The 15877-nt window shown below is 71.0% G+C and carries 16 protein-coding genes; 7 read left to right on the forward strand and 9 right to left on the reverse strand.

Going from position 1 to position 15877, the window contains the following annotated elements:
• Positions 1-15: 15 nt before the first annotated feature.
• Positions 16-381: a hypothetical protein gene (locus QFZ67_RS14315; RefSeq protein ID WP_307661485.1), complete on the reverse strand. Its 366-nt coding sequence runs from the start codon at positions 379-381 to the stop codon at positions 16-18.
• Positions 382-489: 108 nt separating this feature from the next.
• Between QFZ67_RS14315 and QFZ67_RS14320 the strand changes: the two genes are divergently transcribed.
• Complete coding sequence (locus QFZ67_RS14320; RefSeq protein WP_307661486.1) at positions 490-762, forward strand: hypothetical protein; 273 nt, start codon at positions 490-492, stop codon at positions 760-762.
• A gap of 61 nt (positions 763-823) precedes the next feature.
• Here the strand turns inward: QFZ67_RS14320 and hutH are convergent, their stop codons facing one another.
• The 5 genes from hutH to QFZ67_RS14345 all read right to left on the reverse strand — a co-directional run bounded on the left by hutH (position 824) and on the right by QFZ67_RS14345 (position 6833).
• Positions 824-2365, reverse strand: coding sequence for a histidine ammonia-lyase (gene hutH, locus QFZ67_RS14325; RefSeq protein ID WP_307665843.1), 1542 nt, complete (start codon positions 2363-2365; stop codon positions 824-826).
• An 86-nt stretch (positions 2366-2451) separates the two neighbouring features.
• Positions 2452-3618: a diguanylate cyclase domain-containing protein gene (locus QFZ67_RS14330; protein WP_307661487.1), complete on the reverse strand. Its 1167-nt coding sequence runs from the start codon at positions 3616-3618 to the stop codon at positions 2452-2454.
• A gap of 82 nt (positions 3619-3700) precedes the next feature.
• Complete coding sequence (locus QFZ67_RS14335; RefSeq protein WP_307661488.1) at positions 3701-4495, reverse strand: enoyl-CoA hydratase/isomerase family protein; 795 nt, start codon at positions 4493-4495, stop codon at positions 3701-3703.
• Between the two features lie 91 nt (positions 4496-4586).
• Entirely contained in the window at positions 4587-5675 is a 1089-nt protein-coding gene (locus tag QFZ67_RS14340; RefSeq protein ID WP_373430221.1) for an adenylate/guanylate cyclase domain-containing protein, read from the reverse strand.
• A gap of 300 nt (positions 5676-5975) precedes the next feature.
• Positions 5976-6833 carry a biotin--[acetyl-CoA-carboxylase] ligase gene (locus QFZ67_RS14345; RefSeq protein WP_307661490.1) on the reverse strand — a complete coding sequence of 286 codons (858 nt, stop codon included), beginning with the start codon at positions 6831-6833 and terminating at the stop codon, positions 5976-5978.
• Between the two features lie 114 nt (positions 6834-6947).
• On the opposite strand from QFZ67_RS14345, the gene QFZ67_RS14350 reads away from it, so the two are divergent.
• The 4 genes from QFZ67_RS14350 (at position 6948) to QFZ67_RS14365 (ending at position 9749) form a co-directional block, all read left to right on the forward strand.
• Positions 6948-8537 (forward strand): acyl-CoA carboxylase subunit beta, encoded by a 1590-nt coding sequence (locus tag QFZ67_RS14350; protein ID WP_307661491.1) that lies wholly within the window; start codon positions 6948-6950, stop codon positions 8535-8537.
• Between the two features lie 33 nt (positions 8538-8570).
• The gene (locus QFZ67_RS14355) at positions 8571-8777 is read left to right on the forward strand and encodes an acyl-CoA carboxylase epsilon subunit (RefSeq protein WP_307661492.1); all 207 of its coding nucleotides are present in this window, start codon (positions 8571-8573) and stop codon (positions 8775-8777) included.
• A 217-nt stretch (positions 8778-8994) separates the two neighbouring features.
• Positions 8995-9123: a morphogenic membrane protein MmpB gene (gene mmpB, locus QFZ67_RS14360; RefSeq protein WP_307661493.1), complete on the forward strand. Its 129-nt coding sequence runs from the start codon at positions 8995-8997 to the stop codon at positions 9121-9123.
• A 20-nt stretch (positions 9124-9143) separates the two neighbouring features.
• Positions 9144-9749 carry a nucleoside triphosphate pyrophosphatase gene (locus QFZ67_RS14365; protein ID WP_307661494.1) on the forward strand — a complete coding sequence of 202 codons (606 nt, stop codon included), beginning with the start codon at positions 9144-9146 and terminating at the stop codon, positions 9747-9749.
• A gap of 1 nt (position 9750) precedes the next feature.
• On the opposite strand, the gene QFZ67_RS14370 is transcribed toward QFZ67_RS14365, so the two are convergent.
• Positions 9751-10218: a hypothetical protein gene (locus QFZ67_RS14370; protein WP_307661495.1), complete on the reverse strand. Its 468-nt coding sequence runs from the start codon at positions 10216-10218 to the stop codon at positions 9751-9753.
• Between the two features lie 356 nt (positions 10219-10574).
• Here QFZ67_RS14370 and QFZ67_RS14375 point away from each other — a divergent pair, with 356 nt between their 5' ends.
• A complete protein-coding gene (locus QFZ67_RS14375) occupies positions 10575-12329 on the forward strand; it encodes a biotin carboxylase N-terminal domain-containing protein (RefSeq protein WP_307661496.1) in 1755 nt (584 codons plus the stop codon).
• A gap of 77 nt (positions 12330-12406) precedes the next feature.
• Here the strand turns inward: QFZ67_RS14375 and QFZ67_RS14380 are convergent, their stop codons facing one another.
• Entirely contained in the window at positions 12407-13837 is a 1431-nt protein-coding gene (locus tag QFZ67_RS14380) for an MFS transporter (RefSeq protein WP_307661497.1), read from the reverse strand.
• Between the two features lie 123 nt (positions 13838-13960).
• Here QFZ67_RS14380 and QFZ67_RS14385 point away from each other — a divergent pair, with 123 nt between their 5' ends.
• A complete protein-coding gene (locus QFZ67_RS14385; protein ID WP_307661498.1) occupies positions 13961-14572 on the forward strand; it encodes a TetR/AcrR family transcriptional regulator in 612 nt (203 codons plus the stop codon).
• 189 nt (positions 14573-14761) lie between these two features.
• Here the strand turns inward: QFZ67_RS14385 and QFZ67_RS14390 are convergent, their stop codons facing one another.
• Positions 14762-15724: a DeoR/GlpR family DNA-binding transcription regulator gene (locus tag QFZ67_RS14390; protein WP_307661499.1), complete on the reverse strand. Its 963-nt coding sequence runs from the start codon at positions 15722-15724 to the stop codon at positions 14762-14764.
• Positions 15725-15877: the final 153 nt, after the last annotated feature.

The following is a 15877-nucleotide window of genomic DNA, read 5'->3' on the forward strand; positions in this document are numbered from 1 at the left end:
CAGCCGGGCTCCGGTTCACCGACCGCCTTCGTCGGCACCTTCGTCGCCGTCCTCGTACGCCTCGCTCTCCCCATCTTCCTCGTCGAGGTCCCAGTCCTCCGCATCGGGGTCGTAATCGATCTGCTCACTGCTCCAGGATGCCTGGGCCAGCTCCACCCCAGGGACGTCGCTGACCAGATCGAAGGGGTCCACGAGATAGGCGATGGCCTCGGCCTCGTCCTCGCGTACGGCCGACTCGGCGTGCGCACGCTCCTCGTCGGGCATGAACTCGTCCGCCGCGATGCGGTCGAGGGCGGCGCCGGTCAGCTCGCCGGGGTCCCCCACCTCCAGCACCAATTCCACCCGCAGCCGCACATACCGTGATGTCTCAGAAGTGGTCATACGACGGAGGGTAGGCCTCTCACCCCTGCGGCTTTCCCCCGACCCGCTGCTTTCATTAGCATCAACGCACCCGCCCAATTCGAGGATGCCTCAAGGGGGATCGAGTCCGTGTCCGTCGCACGTCGACCGCTTCTGACCGCCACTGCCGCAGGGACTCTGCTGTGTGCGCTGTGGTTCGTTCCCTCGGCGAATGCCACCGCCGAGCGGGAAGCGGTACAGAGACAAGACAGCGCTGCCGCCGCGTCGTCGCAGGGGCTGACTCTCGCCGACACGGGCACCGTGGACACGACTCCGTATCTGGTCGGCGGGACGGCGTTCCTGGGGATCGGCGTCGGTCTCGTGACGTACTCGGTGCGCCGCCGCGGTGCCTGGCAGATGTGAAGAATTTTTCTGTGACGTGTACGGGAAGGGCCGCCCCGTCGGGGCGGCCCTTCCGTACGCGCTAGGCCAGCGGGCCGGTCACCGGCTCCACGGCCGCGATGAGCTTTCCGTCCCGTACGAACGCGTCCGCGGCCTCCAGGTCGGGCGCGAGGAAACGGTCCGGGCCCGGCCCCTCGACGCCTGCCGCGCGCAGCGCCTCGATGGCGGCCTGCGAGGCGGGCGCGGGGGTCAGACCGCGCCGGAGCTCGATCGCCCGGGTCGCGGCGTAGAGCTCCACGGCGAGGATCCGGCTCAGGTTGGCGACGGTCGTGCGCAGCTTGCGCGCGGCGGACCAGCCCATCGAGACATGGTCCTCCTGCATCGCGGAGGACGGGATCGAGTCGGCGGAGGCCGGCACGGCGAGCCGCTTCATCTCGCTGACTAGGGCGGCCTGCGTGTACTGGGCGATCATCAGGCCCGAGTCCACGCCGGCGTCGTCGGCGAGGAAGGGCGGCAGGCCATGGCTGCGGTTCTTGTCGAGGAGCCGGTCGGTGCGGCGCTCGGCGATGGAGCCGAGGTCGGCGGCGGCGATGGCCAGGAAGTCCAGGACGTACGCGACGGGCGCGCCGTGGAAGTTGCCGTTGGACTCCACACGGCCGTCGGGGAGTACGACCGGGTTGTCGACGGCGGATGCGAGCTCGCGGTCGGCGACAAGGCGGGCATGGGCGAGGGTGTCCCGCCCGGCCCCGGCGACCTGCGGGGCGCAGCGCACCGAGTACGCGTCCTGGACGCGGGGCGCTTCCTCCTCCTGGAAGTGGCCGGTGAGCCCGGAGCCCTTGAGCACTGCGCTCATATTGGCGGCGGCGACGGCCTGGCCGGGGTGCGGGCGGATGGCGTGCAGCTCGGGGGCGAGCACCTTGTCGGTGCCGAGCAGCGCCTCCAGGGACAGGGCGGCGGTGATGTCGGCGGTGACGTAGAGGCGCTGGAGGTCGGCGAGGGCCATGACCAGCATGCCGAGCATGCCGTCGGTGCCGTTCAGGAGGGCGAGGCCCTCCTTCTCGCGGAGCTCGACGGGCTCGATGCCGTGATCGGCGAGCAGCTCGTCGGCGGGCTTCACGATCCCGTCGGGGCCCTCGGCGTCACCCTCGCCCATGAGCGTGAGCGCGCAGTGGGAGAGCGGCGCGAGGTCGCCGGAGCAGCCGAGGGAGCCGTACTCGTGGACGACGGGCGTGATGCCCGCGTTCAGAATGTCCGCCATGGTCTGGGCGACCTCGGGGCGTACGCCGGTGTGGCCGGAGGCCACGGTCTTCAGGCGGAGGAACATCAGCGCGCGGACGACCTCGCGCTCGACGCGCGGGCCCATGCCGGCGGCGTGCGAGCGGACGATGTTGCGCTGGAGCTGGGCGCGGAGCTCGGGGCTGATGTGCCGGGTGGCGAGTGCGCCGAATCCGGTGGAGACCCCGTAGACGGGCTCGGGCTTGGCGGCCAGCGCGTCGACGATCCCGCGGGCCGCGGCCAGGGCGGCGACGGCCTCGGCGGAGAGCTCGATGCGGGCGCCTTCGCGGGCCACGGCGATGACGTCATCGGCGGTGGTACCGGACGTCCCCACCACGACTGTTTGCATATCCATATTCAGCAGCGTACGGACTGAATCTCAACCTGTCACTACTGCCGGCCGGGTTGACCCCTTACTGCAATGTCACACCGTTGTCAGGGCTCGCTCCAGGGCTCCTCGGCGTCCTGCGGCCGTACGCCCCGGAAGGCGCGGCGCTCGTGCGGCGGACGCGGCGGGGCGTCCGCGAGGCGGATCACCGTTCCGTCGCGGCCCGCGACCACCGGCTTCGGCGAGCGCGCAGCCTTCGCCCGGTACTGGGCCGCGTCCGCGAGCCGGAACAGCCGGCGGGACGAGCGGACCTGCCCGATCGGGTCGCCGGTCGACGCGACCCCGCACGCCACTCCCTCACCCAGCTCCAACTCGCCCGCGCGGACGCAGAGTTCGTCCGCGACATGGACCACCTCGTCCGCCGCGGGTCCCACCGTGACCAGGCAGAACTCGTCCCCGCCCAGCCGCGCCGCGAGCGCGCCCGGCAGCATCGCCCCGCACAGCGAGAGGACCGAGCCGAATCGTTCGAGCAGCCGGTCGCCGACGGCATGGCCATGGGTGTCGTTCACCTGCTTGAGGCCGTTGATGTCGCAGACGACGAGGCTGACGACCGAGCCGTCCGCGCGATGCCGCTCAAGGGCCTGGTCGAGCCTTATGTCGACGGCGCGGCGGTTGGCGAGCCCGGTCAGCGGGTCGGTGAAGGCCAGCCTGCGGACCTCTTCGAGGCGCTCGGTCTGGGCGATCCCGGCGGCCACGACGGAGGCGAGCACAGTCGCGAAATCCGCGTCGTCCCGGCCGAACACCGGGGCGTCGAGCGGTCTGGCGACGTACAGCTCGCCCCAGGCACGCCCGTGCAGCACTATCGGCGCGACGACGCAGCAGCCGCGGCGGCGCCGGCGCAGGGCCGCGACCCTCTGGTGGCAGTAGCCGTGCGCGGGCGTCGCCGGGCCGTCCACGGTCTCCACCCAGGCGTCGGGCTCGCCGCCGCCGGCCCACCGCTCGTGCAGAAACTCGGTGATCTCCGGGAAGCGGTTGACCGGGTAGGTCTCGGACTCGGGGAACTCCTCCTCCTCGGGGGCCCGTTCGCCCGCGTTGACGAGGACCTTGAGCCGTCCGAGCTCGCGCTCCCACACCGAAAGCGCGGCGAAGGACCCGGCGAGCGCGTCGCGCGCGCCCAGCGCAGCCGCCCGCCAGGACTCGCGCGGGGTGTGCGCGGACGCCATCGCCTGCGCCAGCGCCACTACGGCTCGCAGCCGCCGATCCTCAGCCATCATCCCAGCTTAGGGAGTTTTGCCCCACTTCGATCACTTGGGTTGTCCCCGATCCGAAATGCTCACCGAGTCATTCGGTACGTGGTCACTCGCCGGGCCACTGCGGCTTCCGCTTCTCGTTGAAGGCCGCGACTCCCTCGGCCCGGTCCCCGGAGAAGGCGACCGAACGCCAGGCGGCGTCCTCCACCTCGAGACCCGCCCGCAGATCGAGCCCCTGCCCCAGCCGCAGCGCGCGCTTGGCGGCGCGCAGCCCGACGGGCGAGTTCGCGGCGATCCGGGCGGCGATGGCGAGCGCCTCGGTCCTGGCGTCGTCCGCCAGCTGATCGACGAGCCCCAACTCCCGCGCCTCGGCGGCCTCCACGCGCCGCGCCGTATAGACGAGCTCGGCGGCCCGTGCGGCCCCGACCCGGCGCGGCAGCAGCTGCGTCCCGCCGCCGCCGGGGATGACGCCCACGGACACCTCGGGCAGCCCCACGACGGCGGTGCCGTCGGCCACGATCAGATCGCAGGCCAGCGCCAGCTCGAACCCCCCGCCGAGCGCGAAGCCGTGCACTGCGGCGACGGTCGGCATGGGCAGCTCGAGCACCCCGGTGTAGGCGGCCCGCGCGGTCGGCCGCTGGCGCACCAACTCGGCGTCGGAGAAGGAGTTCCGCTCCTTGAGATCGGCGCCGACGCAGAAGGCCCGCTCATGGGTGGAGGTGAGGACAGTGACGCGCACGCCCCGGTCGGCGGCGAGCGCGTCGCAGGCGGCGGCGATGGAGCGGGCCATCTCGGTCGAGACGGCGTTCATGGCCTTGGGCCGGTCGAGCACGAGCTCGGCGACGTGCTCGTGCCGGCGTACGACGACGAATTCCCCGAACCGCAGCTCGGACTCGGACATGACGGCACCCTCCCTGGGGGTTTGGGGGGAACCCCCATAGCACAGCACGATGGTTCACCGGATCATAGGCGCGCGGGGGCACCGCCCGGACTCAGCCCCTGCGCGACAGCAGCCAGGGCTCGACCACTCCCAGGCCGCGGACCGGGCGCTGCCACATCGGCTGGAGGGCGAAGCGGTACGAGGGGGGCTCCTCGCCCTCCTTTTCGGCCGCGGCTGCCTCCTCCGCCGCCTCCGCCTCGGAGGCCGGCGCGTCGCCCGTACGGACAAGTCCCTCCGCGAACGCACCGTCCACCAGCACCGCGTCCTTCGGCGCTATCGATGTCAGCCGACTGGCCAGGTTCACCGTCGTACCGAAGACATCGCCCATCCGCGTGGTGACCGTCCCGAAAGCGATGCCGACACGCAGTGCCGGCATCGACTCGTCGTGAGTCATCGTCTCTATCAGCCGCAGCGCGATCTCCGCGGCCGTGCCCGCGTCGTCCGCCGCGTACAGGACCTCGTCGCCCAGCGTCTTGATCAGGCGGCCGCCATGCGCCGCGACCAGGTCGGCCGAAGTGGTTTCGAACGCCTCGACCAGCTCGCCCAGTTCCTCTTCCTCGAGCCGCCGCGTCAGCCGCGTGAAGCCGACGAGGTCCGCGAAGCCGACCGCGAGCCGGCGGTCGACCATCTCCTCGTCGTCCGCGGCCTGGACCACACGCCCGGTGGCCGCGGCGAGCTGGCGGCGCCAGACGTACACCAGGAACTCCTCGAGCTCCGGCAGGAGCAGCTCCACCAGGGGGTACGTGACTTCCGTGCGGGTCATCCCGGGCTCGGGCGGCTCGGTCAGGCCCTCCAGAAAGGAATCGATCTGCCATTCCGCCAGCCGGGCGGTGGTCTGCCCGGTCGAGCGGGCCACCTGGACCGCCATCGGCTCGCTCAGCAGTCCCGCCTCGACCAGACCGGCGAGCCGCCGCAGGGCCAGCACGTCCGCCTCGGTCAGCGCCTTCGCCTGGCCGATGTCGGCGAAGCCCATCGCCCGCCAGAAGCGGGAGGCCAGCTCCATCGAGACACCGGCCGTACGGGCTGCCTGGAACGGCGTATAGCGCCGCTCCGCGCCGAGAATCAGCTGCTCGAGGCGGATCGCCAGCGGGTTGTCGGTCGGCTCCACCGTGTGATCGACCTCGTGGTGCGGCGGGTGCACGGAGGAGGATCCGGAATACGGCCCGGAAGAGGATCCGGAACCGGAAGACGCCGTGGAAGAGGAAGGGGCAGAGGACGCGTCCGACGACGCAGATGTCTCGTCGGTCGATGAATTGGACGAGGCGGACGCGCCGGAGGAGGAGTCCGACGGCGGCTGCGCGCCCTCGCCGGAATTGGTGTCGTCGACGGTCACCAGCCGCCTCCTGCCCGTTCCCTGCGCACTGACCTGCCGATCTGTCGCTCGATCGCCTCAACGATACGGCAGGTGTGCCCTGGCTCACGTCCTGGTCGTCGTACCGGCTCAGCCGGTCGGCCGCAGGTGCACGATGTCGCCCGCGCTGATCGGCTGGTCCTCGCCGTCCTCGGTGGCCAGCACCAGCCGCCCGTCGCCGTCCAGGGCCACCGCCTCGCCGGTGACCGAGCGGCCGCCCGGCAGCTCGGCCCGTACGGTCTGTCCCAGCGTCGCGCAGCCCGCCGCGTACGCCGCCTGCAGCCCCGAGGGCCCGGGGTCGCCGCCCGCCGCGCGCCAGTCGCCGTACCACTGCTCCAGCGAGCGCAGCACCGCCCGCAGCAGCGGGTCGCGGTCCGTGGAGATCGCGTTCGCCAGGCCCAGGGAGCCCGCGGTGGGGACGGGGAGTTCGCCCTCGCGCAGCGTGACGTTGACGCCGATGCCGATGACGACCGCATCGTCCCCCGCGCGCTCGGCGAGGATCCCGCCGGTCTTGCGCTCCTCGCCGCCGACTTTTACCAGCAGGTCATTGGGCCATTTGAGGGACATGTCGACTCCCGCGGCCCGCGCGAGGCCGGTCGCGGCCGCCACTCCGGCGAGCAGCGGCAGCCACCCCCAGCGCTCCACCGGGACGCCCGCCCCGGGCCGCAGCAGTACGGACAGGAACAGCCCCGAGCGCGCGGGGGACGTCCAGGTCCGGTCCAGCCGCCCCCGCCCCGCCGTCTGCTCCTCGGCGACGAGCACCGCCCCCTCGTCCAGGGACGCGGCACGGGCCGCCAGGTCGGAGTTGGTGGAGCCGGTCGATGCCACGACGTCGAGCGAAGTCCACAGCCCGCCCGGCTGTAGCAGCGCACGGCGCAGCATGGGCTCGTTCAGCGGCGGCCGGTCGAGGTCGGACCAGCGGCTCTCGGGCGCATTCTCAGGCGTCATGCAAGCCAGGTTAGGTGTGGCAAACGCCGCACTGCTGAGCGCCATGCACGCCGATACGCTACGTGTCAGTAGCCATTCCGGTTGACGTTGACCAGGACAGGGAGCCGCATCCCGATGTCGGAGTCCGAGATTGACATCCACACCACCGCAGGAAAGCTCGCGGACCTGCAGCGCCGCGTTGAAGAGGCGACGCATGCCGGCTCCGCCCGCGCGGTGGAAAAGCAGCACGCCAAGGGCAAGTTGACTGCCCGCGAGCGGATCGAACTGCTGCTGGACGAGGGTTCGTTCGTGGAACTCGACGAGTTCGCCCGGCACCGGTCCACCGACTTCGGCATGGAGAAGAACCGCCCCTACGGCGACGGTGTGGTCACCGGCTACGGCACGGTCGACGGCCGCCCGGTGGCGGTCTTCTCCCAGGACTTCACGGTCCTCGGCGGCTCCCTGGGCGAGGTCTTCGGCCAGAAGATCATGAAGGTGATGGACTTCGCGCTGAAGACCGGCTGTCCCGTCGTCGGCATCAACGACTCCGGCGGCGCCCGTATCCAGGAGGGCGTCATGGCCCTCGGCATGTACGGGGAGATCTTCCGCCGCAACACCCACGCCTCCGGCGTGATCCCGCAGATCTCGCTGGTCGTCGGACCGTGCGCGGGCGGCGCCGTCTACTCCCCCGCGATCACCGACTTCACGGTGATGGTCGACCAGACCTCGCACATGTTCATCACCGGACCCGACGTCATCAAGACGGTCACCGGCGAGGACGTCGGCTTCGAGGAGCTGGGCGGAGCCCGTACGCACAACACCACCTCGGGTGTCGCGCACCACATGGCGGGCGACGAGAAGGACGCCGTCGACTACGTCAAGTCGCTGCTGTCGTACCTGCCGTCCAACAACCTCTCCGAAGCACCGGCCTTCCCCGAGGAGGCCGACCTGGAGACGACCGACGAGGACCGCGAGCTCGACACCCTCATCCCCGACTCCGCGAACCAGCCCTACGACATCCACACGGTCATCGAGCATGTGCTGGACGACGGCGAGTTCCTGGAGACGCAGACGATGTTCGCGCCGAACATCGTCACCGGCTTCGGCCGGGTCGAGGGCTACCCGGTCGGCATCGTCGCCAACCAGCCGATGCAGTTCGCCGGCTGCCTGGACATCAACGCCTCCGAGAAGGCCGCGCGCTTCGTCCGCACCTGCGACGCCTTCAACGTTCCCGTGCTGACCTTCGTCGACGTGCCCGGCTTCCTGCCCGGCGTCGACCAGGAGTACGGCGGGATCATCCGGCGCGGCGCGAAGCTGATCTACGCCTACGCGGAGGCGACGGTCCCGCTGATCACAGTGATCACACGGAAGGCCTTCGGCGGCGCGTACGACGTCATGGGCTCCAAGCACCTGGGCGCCGACCTCAATGTGGCCTGGCCGACCGCGCAGATCGCGGTGATGGGCGCGCAGGGCGCGGTGAACATCCTGCACCGCCGCACCATCGAGGCAGCGAAGGACGAAGATGAGGCAGCGGCGACCCGCACCGAGCTGATCCAGGACTACGAGGACACGCTCCTCAACCCGTACGTCGCGGCCGAGCGCGGCTATGTCGACGCCGTGATCATGCCGTCGGAGACACGGGCGCACGTCGTGCGGGGCCTGCGTCAGCTGCGTACGAAGCGGGCAAGCCTGCCGCCGAAGAAGCACGGCAACATCCCTCTGTAAGCGCACAAGCCCATAAGCCTGGAAGGAGCCGCTGTGATCAAGGTTGTACGGGGCAATCCGACCCCTGAGGAGCTGGCCGCCGCACTGGCGGTGGTTCAGGCGCGCGCCGCGGCGACGGCCTCCGCGATGGAGGGCGCGCCGGCGCCGCCCGAGCAGTGGGCCGACCCGGCGCGCATCGCACGCAGCCGCAGGCCACTGCCGGGGCCGCGCGCGTGGGCGCGTACGTACTGGCCGGTGTAGGGCAAGCCGACGGGGCTCCGCCCCACACCCTGGTCCTCAAATCGCCGGACGGGCTGATCTTCAGCCCGTCCGGCCGATTCCGTAGCAGGCCGAGCGCCCTTAACGGAACAGCAGTCCCATTTGGCCGCTTCGCCACCTGGAATTAGTCCGTTGTCACCCCGGCGGTTGAGTACCCGTACTCAGGCGCCGTCCACGACCCGGCAGCAGGATCGAAGGCATGCTGTGGTCCGACCCGAAGGACGAGCCCCCCAAGGAACTGCGCGAGATGCAAGCCATGATGCGCCGCGTGGGCCTTGTGCTGGCGCTGGCCATGGTGCTTGCGATGTTCGTGCTCGGGCTCCGCTGACCGCCACCTACGATGACCCCATGACCGCTCAGCGCCCCCGCATCGTCCTCGGTTCCGCCTCCCCCGCCCGGCTCAACCTGCTGCGCCATGCCGGACTCGCCCCCGAGGTGATCGTCAGCGGCGTCGACGAGGACGCGCTGAACGCGCCGACCCCCGCCGAGCTGGCCCTGGTACTCGCCAAGGCCAAGGCAGCCGCCGTGGCCGCCCGCCCCGAGGCCGCCGGCGCGCTCGTCATCGGCTGCGACTCGATCCTCGAACTCGACGGCGAGGCCCTCGGCAAGCCGGCCGACGCGGAGGACGCCACCGCCCGCTGGAAGGCGATGCGCGGCCGCTCGGGCGTCCTGCTGACCGGCCACTGCGTGACCGACACCGCGGCCGGCCGCAGCGCGTCCGCCACCGCGTCGACCACGGTGCGCTTCGGCGACCCGACGGACGCGGAGATCGCCGCCTACGTCGCCAGCGGCGAACCGCTGCATGTGGCGGGCGCGTTCACGCTGGACGGCCGCTCCGCGCCGTTCATCGACTCCATAGAGGGCGACCACGGGAACGTGATCGGCCTCTCGCTGCCGCTGCTGCGCAGGCTGCTGGCCGAGCTCGGTTACTCGATCACGGACCTGTGGGCGTAGTTCAGGCTGTGGCGGGGGCCTCGGTCTCCGCCCCGTTGCCGTTGCCGTTCTCGGCGCCGGGCCCCTTGTCCTTCTCCTTCTCCTTGCCGTACGACACCAGCGTCAGCACGATCAGCGCCAGCACGACCATCAGGAACGCGAACGCGTCCCACCCCACGAGCCCCACCGTCAGCGCTCCGAATACCCCGTGCACGATCGCGCAACTGATCAGCAGGATCCGGGCGATACGCCCCGGGGCCCGGTCGCGCAGCCCCATCAGCAGACACAACACGCCACACGTCGCCAGATACAGGCCGAAGACCCCGCCCATCACCCAGGTGCCCGCGACCATCGCGCCCGGGTCCAGGTGGGCGAGAGACATGTTCTGGTTGTCCGCCAAGGTGGCGAGGATGCCGTTGATCAGCACGATGCCGACGGCCTCAACCAGCAGAACAATCGCGGCCACCACGGCCACCGGTCTGCGCGCCACGGCGCCCCCAACCCTCTGTTACCGGAAGTACGTACGACAGCGTGAACGCTACTAACGGGTAAAGGGCTGGACAAGTGTTCCGGCACGCTCGGTCCCGCAGCAAAGAATCATTGGGCCATTCGTAGGGACTCGACAAAGAAACGTCATCCGTCGCTGGCCTCTCGAACAGAGACCTGTGCCACACCCGAGGGCTACTGTTCGAGGGAGGAACCCGTCGTACCGTGGTGCGACAAGGGATTTCGCGACTTGCGCGAGCCTCGAATCACGCTCCGTGTGGGCAAGCTCACCATTGGGGATGGGTCGAAAGGCCGTGTCGGCAGTCCCTAAACTCAGCTTGTTTCAAGGAGGGAGCCATCGTGCGCAAGGTGCTCATCGCCAACCGTGGCGAAATCGCTGTCCGTGTTGCCCGTGCATGCCGGGACGCCGGGATCGGGAGCGTAGCCGTCTACGCCGATCCGGACCGGGACGCTCTGCATGTCCGCGCGGCCGACGAAGCGTTCGCCCTGGGCGGTGACACCCCGGCCGCCAGCTATCTGGACATGGCCAAGGTGCTCCAGGCGGCGAAGGATTCGGGTGCCGACGCCATTCACCCCGGCTACGGATTCCTCTCCGAGAACGCCGACTTCGCCCAGGCCGTCATCGACGCGGGTCTGACCTGGATCGGCCCACCGCCGCAGGCGATCCGCGATCTGGGCGACAAGGTCGCCGCCCGTCATATCGCGCAGCGCGCCGGCGCCCCGCTGGTCGCCGGTACACCCGACCCGGTCTCCGGCGCCGACGAGGTCGTCACCTTCGCCGAGGAGCACGGGCTGCCGATCGCGATCAAGGCGGCGTTCGGCGGTGGCGGCCGCGGTCTGAAGGTCGCCCGCACCCTCGAAGAGGTGCCGGAGCTGTACGACTCCGCCGTGCGCGAGGCGATCGCCGCCTTCGGCCGCGGCGAGTGCTTCGTCGAGCGGTACCTGGACAAGCCGCGGCACGTGGAGACCCAGTGCCTGGCCGACTCCCACGGCAACGTCGTCGTCGTTTCGACCCGTGACTGCTCGCTGCAGCGCCGCCACCAGAAGCTGGTGGAGGAGGCCCCGGCGCCGTTCCTGTCCGAGGCGCAGAACGCCGAGCTGTACGCCGCGTCCAAGGCCATCCTGAAGGAAGCCGGCTACGTCGGCGCGGGCACCGTCGAGTTCCTCGTCGGCACCGACGGCACCATCTCCTTCCTGGAGGTCAACACCCGGCTCCAGGTCGAGCACCCGGTCACCGAAGAGGTCACCGGCATCGACCTGGTCCGCGAGATGTTCCGGATCGCGGACGGCGAGGAGCTCGGCTACGACGACCCCGCGGTGCGCGGGCACTCGTTCGAGTTCCGCATCAACGGTGAGGACCCGGGCCGGGGCTTCCTGCCCGCCCCCGGCACCGTCACCACCTTCGCGCCGCCGTCCGGCCCCGGCGTCCGCCTCGACGCGGGCGTCGAGTCCGGCAGCGTCATCGGCCCGGCCTGGGACTCCCTGCTGGCCAAGCTGATCGTCACCGGCGCCAGCCGTGAGCAGGCGCTGCAGCGCGCGGCGCGTGCGCTGGCGGAGTTCAACGTCGAGGGCATGGCCACCGCCATCCCCTTCCACCGCGCGGTCGTCACCGACCCGGCGTTCACCGCCAGCCCGTTCCGCGTGCACACCCGGTGGATCGAGACGGAGTTCGTCAACGACATCAAGCCGTTCGTCGCTCCGGCAGAGACGGACACGGACGAGGAGCCGGGCCGCGAGACGGTCATCGTCGAGGTCGGCGGCAAGCGCCTGGAGGTCTCGCTGCCCTCCTCACTCGGCATGTCGCTCGCCCGTACCGGCCTGGCCGCCGGTGCCAAGCCCAAGCGGCGCGCCGCGAAGAAGTCCGCGTCGGCGGCCTCCGGCGACACCCTCGCGTCCCCGATGCAGGGCACGATCGTCAAGATCGCGGTCGAGGAGGGCCAGGAGGTCAATGAGGGCGACCTCGTCGTCGTACTCGAAGCGATGAAGATGGAGCAGCCGCTCAACGCGCACCGCTCCGGCACCATCAAGGGCCTGTCGGCCGAGGTCGGCGCGTCCATCTCGTCAGGCGCGACGATCTGCGAGATCAAGGACTGACGTCCGGCCGTCCGGCTGTGTTCATACGTGTGGGGCCTGCTCGTTCGAGTGAGAACGGGCAGGCCCCACACGTGTGTTCATGATCCGTCGGCGGGTGTGCGGGACAGCAGCAGCAGGGCGAGCGCGATCGCCATGAAGACCGCGGCCGCCAGCAGCCCCGCGGAGAAGCCCTCAGTCATGGCGTGGGGCCCCAAGCTGCCCGCGCCGCGCACGGCGCTCCCGTACACCGTCACCAGCGCCGAGAGGCCGAGCGCGCCGCCGACCTGCTGCATGGTCTGCATCAGACCGGAGGCCGCGCCCGCCTGGTCGGGGCGGATACCGCTGAGGATGAGGACGCTGAGCGGCATGAAGACGAGTCCGACGCCGAAGCCGTTCACGGCGAGCGGGACGAAGAGGGTGGTCCAGTAACCGCTGCCGGTGGAGAGCGTGGACTGCCACAGCACGCCGGCGATCGCGAGGGCGAGTCCCGTCCCCGCGACTTTCTTCAGGCCGTGGCGGGCGAGCAGCTTCCCGGCGAAGGTGGAGGCGGCGAAGGTGCCGGCGGCGAGCGGCAGGAAGGCGGCTCCGGCGCGCAACGGGCTGTAGTCGCGTACGAATTGGAAGTACTGGGTGTCGAAGTAGAAGACGCCGAACATCGCGGCGGGCACCAGCAGCATCCCGGCGAAGGCGATAACCCGGTTGCGTACGGCGAAGAGTTCGAGCGGTACGACGGGCTGCCGGACCCGGCGCTCGATGAGCAGGAAGACCGGCAGCAGTACGGCGGCGACGACGAACGCCCAGCCGACCTGGGGATCGCTCCAGCCGTGGTCGGCGGCGCGGATGAAGGCGTAGACGAGGGCGGTCACGCCGCCGGTGCCGGTGAGCGCGCCGGCGAGGTCGAAACGGGCCCGGCGGCGTGCGGTCTCGGCGATGCCGAGCGGGACCAGGGCGGCGACGGCGAGGCCGACGGGCACATTGATGAAGAGCGTCCAGCGCCAGGAGCCGGCCTCGGTGAGGATGCCGCCGAGGATCATGCCGATCGCGGAGCCGGCGGCGGCCATGGAGGTGAACAGGCTGAGCGCGCGGTCGCGTTCCCGTCCCTGGCCGAAGGTGGTGGCGACGAGGGCGAGGGTGGATGGCGCGGTGAGTGCGGCGGCGGCGCCCTGGGCGGCGCGGGCGAAGAGCAGCCAGCCGGCGCTGTCGACGAGGCCGCCGACGAGGGAGGCGGCGGTGAAGGCGAGCACGCCGATGAGGAGGGCGCGGCGGCGGCCGATGAGGTCGCCGATCCGGCCGCCGATGAGGAGGAGGCCGCCGAAGGCGAGGGTGTAGGCGTTGAGCACCCAGGACAGGCCGGCGGAGCTGAAGCCGAGCTCCTCGCCGATGTCGGGGAGGGCGATGTTCACGACGGTCGCGTCGAGCATCAGCATCATCTGGCAGGTCAGGATGAGCGTGAGGGCGAGGGCGGGCCGGTGGCGGGACCGGGTGGGCGGCGGCGCGGGAGCGGTGTCGGTGAGCCCGGCTTCGGACATGCGGCGATGCCTCCAGGGGGACGACGGTATACGGAGGGTTCCTCTGATTAAGATACGGAGGATGCCTCCGCTTTGGCGATGGCATCCTGGACAACCGGGGGCGGACTCAGGGAGGACGGCGCGATGGCGACGAGCACGACGAGTACGGGGAGTACGGCGCCGGGTTCGGCACGGCCGATGCGAGCCGACGCGCGCCGCAACTACGAACGACTGCTGGCCGAAGCCCGTACCGTCTTCGCCGAGCACGGAACCGATGCGTCGCTCGAGGAGATCGCACGCCGCTCGGGCGTGGGTATCGGCACGCTGTACCGGCACTTCCCCAACCGCCACGCGATGATGAGCGCGGTCTTCCAGGACGCGCTGACCTCACTGCTGCAGCGCTCCCGCGAGCTCGCCGGGGCGGAGCAGCCGTGCGCAGCTCTGGTGGAGTGGCTGCGCGCCATCATCACTCATGCGGGTGAGTACCGCGGCCTGGCGCGGGCGCTCATGTCGGCCTCGCACGACGAGAGTTCGGCGCTGTCGGAGTGCAGCGTGCCGATGCGCGAGGCGGGCGAACGGCTGCTGGTGCGGGCGCAGGAGAGCGGCGCGGTGCGGGCGGATGTGTCGATCGGGGACCTGATGCAGCTGACGAACGCGATCGCGCTGGCGGCGGAACAGGACCCGGGGGACCCGGAGTTGGCGGACCGGCTGCTGATGCTGACGCTGCGGGGGCTGAAGGGGGAGGCGGACGGCTGAGGGACTTGGGGGCCGGGGGTGCCGCAGACCCCGTACGGCCTTCGGCCGTGTCAGGGTCCGGGGCGGAGCCCCGGCGCGTGAGCGGGGTGCCGTGCCCGCAGCCGCGACGGCGGGCGCTCGCGCCCCGGCGGAACAGACCGGGCCCCTGACCGCGGGGGCCAACGCCGCACCCGCGGCGCGGGCACGGCCTCAGCGGCGGCGGAGGTCCGCCACCCTTGCTGCGCGTTCCGCTGGGGGCTGGTCCGGCGTCAGGGATCCCGCCGCCGCGCGCAGAGGGGCGCCCCCGCGGGTGCGGCGCTGACCCGGGAGAGGGACGTCCCGGCGGGGCTGGCGCCCCGTCGGGACGCCGTCACCGCCCGCGGCTCCCGCACCCGATCCGGCCACCGCGATCTGGACCCCCTGGTCCGCCAGCGCCTGGAGCTCCGTCGCCGCGCGGTCGTCGTGCGTCGGCGGCTCATCGGTGACAAGCCGCGTGATCACGTCCGTGGGCACCGTCTGGAACATCGTGTCGGTGCCCAGCTTGGTGTGGTCCGCGAGGACCACCACCTCCGCGGCGGCCTGAACCAGCGCCCGGTCGACGCTCGCCGAGAGCATGTTGGACGTGGACAGGCCGCGCTCCGCGGTCAGTCCGCTCCCGGAGAGGAAGGCACGGGACACCCGCAGTCCCTGAAGGGACTGCTCCGCGCCGCTGCCCACCAGCGCATAGTTGGAGCCGCGCAACGTCCCCCCGGTCATGACGACTTCGACCCGGTTGGCATGCGCCAGCGCCTGAGCCACCAGCAGGGAGTTGGTGACGACGGTCAGCCCGGGGACGCGCGCAAGCCGGCGGGCCAGCTCCTGCGTCGTCGTCCCCGCGCCGACCACGATGGCCTCGCCCTCTTCGACGAGACTCGCGGCAAGATCGGCGATGGCGGTCTTCTCCGCGGTCGCGGACAAGGATTTCTGCGGAAAGCCGGACTCACGCGTAAAACCGCCCGGCAGTACCGCACCGCCGTGCCGGCGGTCGAGGAGTCCTTCTGCCTCCAGCGCCCGCACGTCCCGCCGTACGGTCACTTCGGAGGTCTGGACGACGCGGGCGAGCTCACGGAGCGACACGGCCCCGTTGGCACGCACCATTTCGAGGATCAATTGGCGACGTTCTGCAGCGAACACGAAACTGACAGTAACCTGACCGGCCGATAGATTTCAGCACTATGCGCCGAATAACAGAAGTTGCGCCCACACGGGGCCGCCAAGTGGTATGAGCGGCACCGTAGTTGATCGCCGGATGCGGCGAGTGCCCGGGGTTCTTCGGGTTTACACCCG

This window comes from Streptomyces sp. V1I1, from assembly GCF_030817355.1.
Classification (GTDB): domain Bacteria; phylum Actinomycetota; class Actinomycetes; order Streptomycetales; family Streptomycetaceae; genus Streptomyces.

Coding starts and splice junctions, on each gene's coding strand:
- QFZ67_RS14315 (WP_307661485.1), bottom strand. CDS start 381: ATGACCACTTCTGAGACATCACGGTATGTGCGGCTGCGGGTGGAATTG.
- QFZ67_RS14335 (WP_307661488.1), bottom strand. CDS start 4,495: ATGTCCGAGTCCGAGCTGCGGTTCGGGGAATTCGTCGTCGTACGCCGG.
- QFZ67_RS14385 (WP_307661498.1), top strand. CDS start 13,961: ATGGCGACGAGCACGACGAGTACGGGGAGTACGGCGCCGGGTTCGGCA.
- hutH (WP_307665843.1), bottom strand. CDS start 2,365: ATGCAAACAGTCGTGGTGGGGACGTCCGGTACCACCGCCGATGACGTC.
- QFZ67_RS14350 (WP_307661491.1), top strand. CDS start 6,948: ATGTCGGAGTCCGAGATTGACATCCACACCACCGCAGGAAAGCTCGCG.
- QFZ67_RS14330 (WP_307661487.1), bottom strand. CDS start 3,618: ATGATGGCTGAGGATCGGCGGCTGCGAGCCGTAGTGGCGCTGGCGCAG.
- QFZ67_RS14345 (WP_307661490.1), bottom strand. CDS start 6,833: ATGACGCCTGAGAATGCGCCCGAGAGCCGCTGGTCCGACCTCGACCGG.
- QFZ67_RS14380 (WP_307661497.1), bottom strand. CDS start 13,837: ATGTCCGAAGCCGGGCTCACCGACACCGCTCCCGCGCCGCCGCCCACC.
- QFZ67_RS14365 (WP_307661494.1), top strand. CDS start 9,144: ATGACCGCTCAGCGCCCCCGCATCGTCCTCGGTTCCGCCTCCCCCGCC.
- mmpB (WP_307661493.1), top strand. CDS start 8,995: ATGCTGTGGTCCGACCCGAAGGACGAGCCCCCCAAGGAACTGCGCGAG.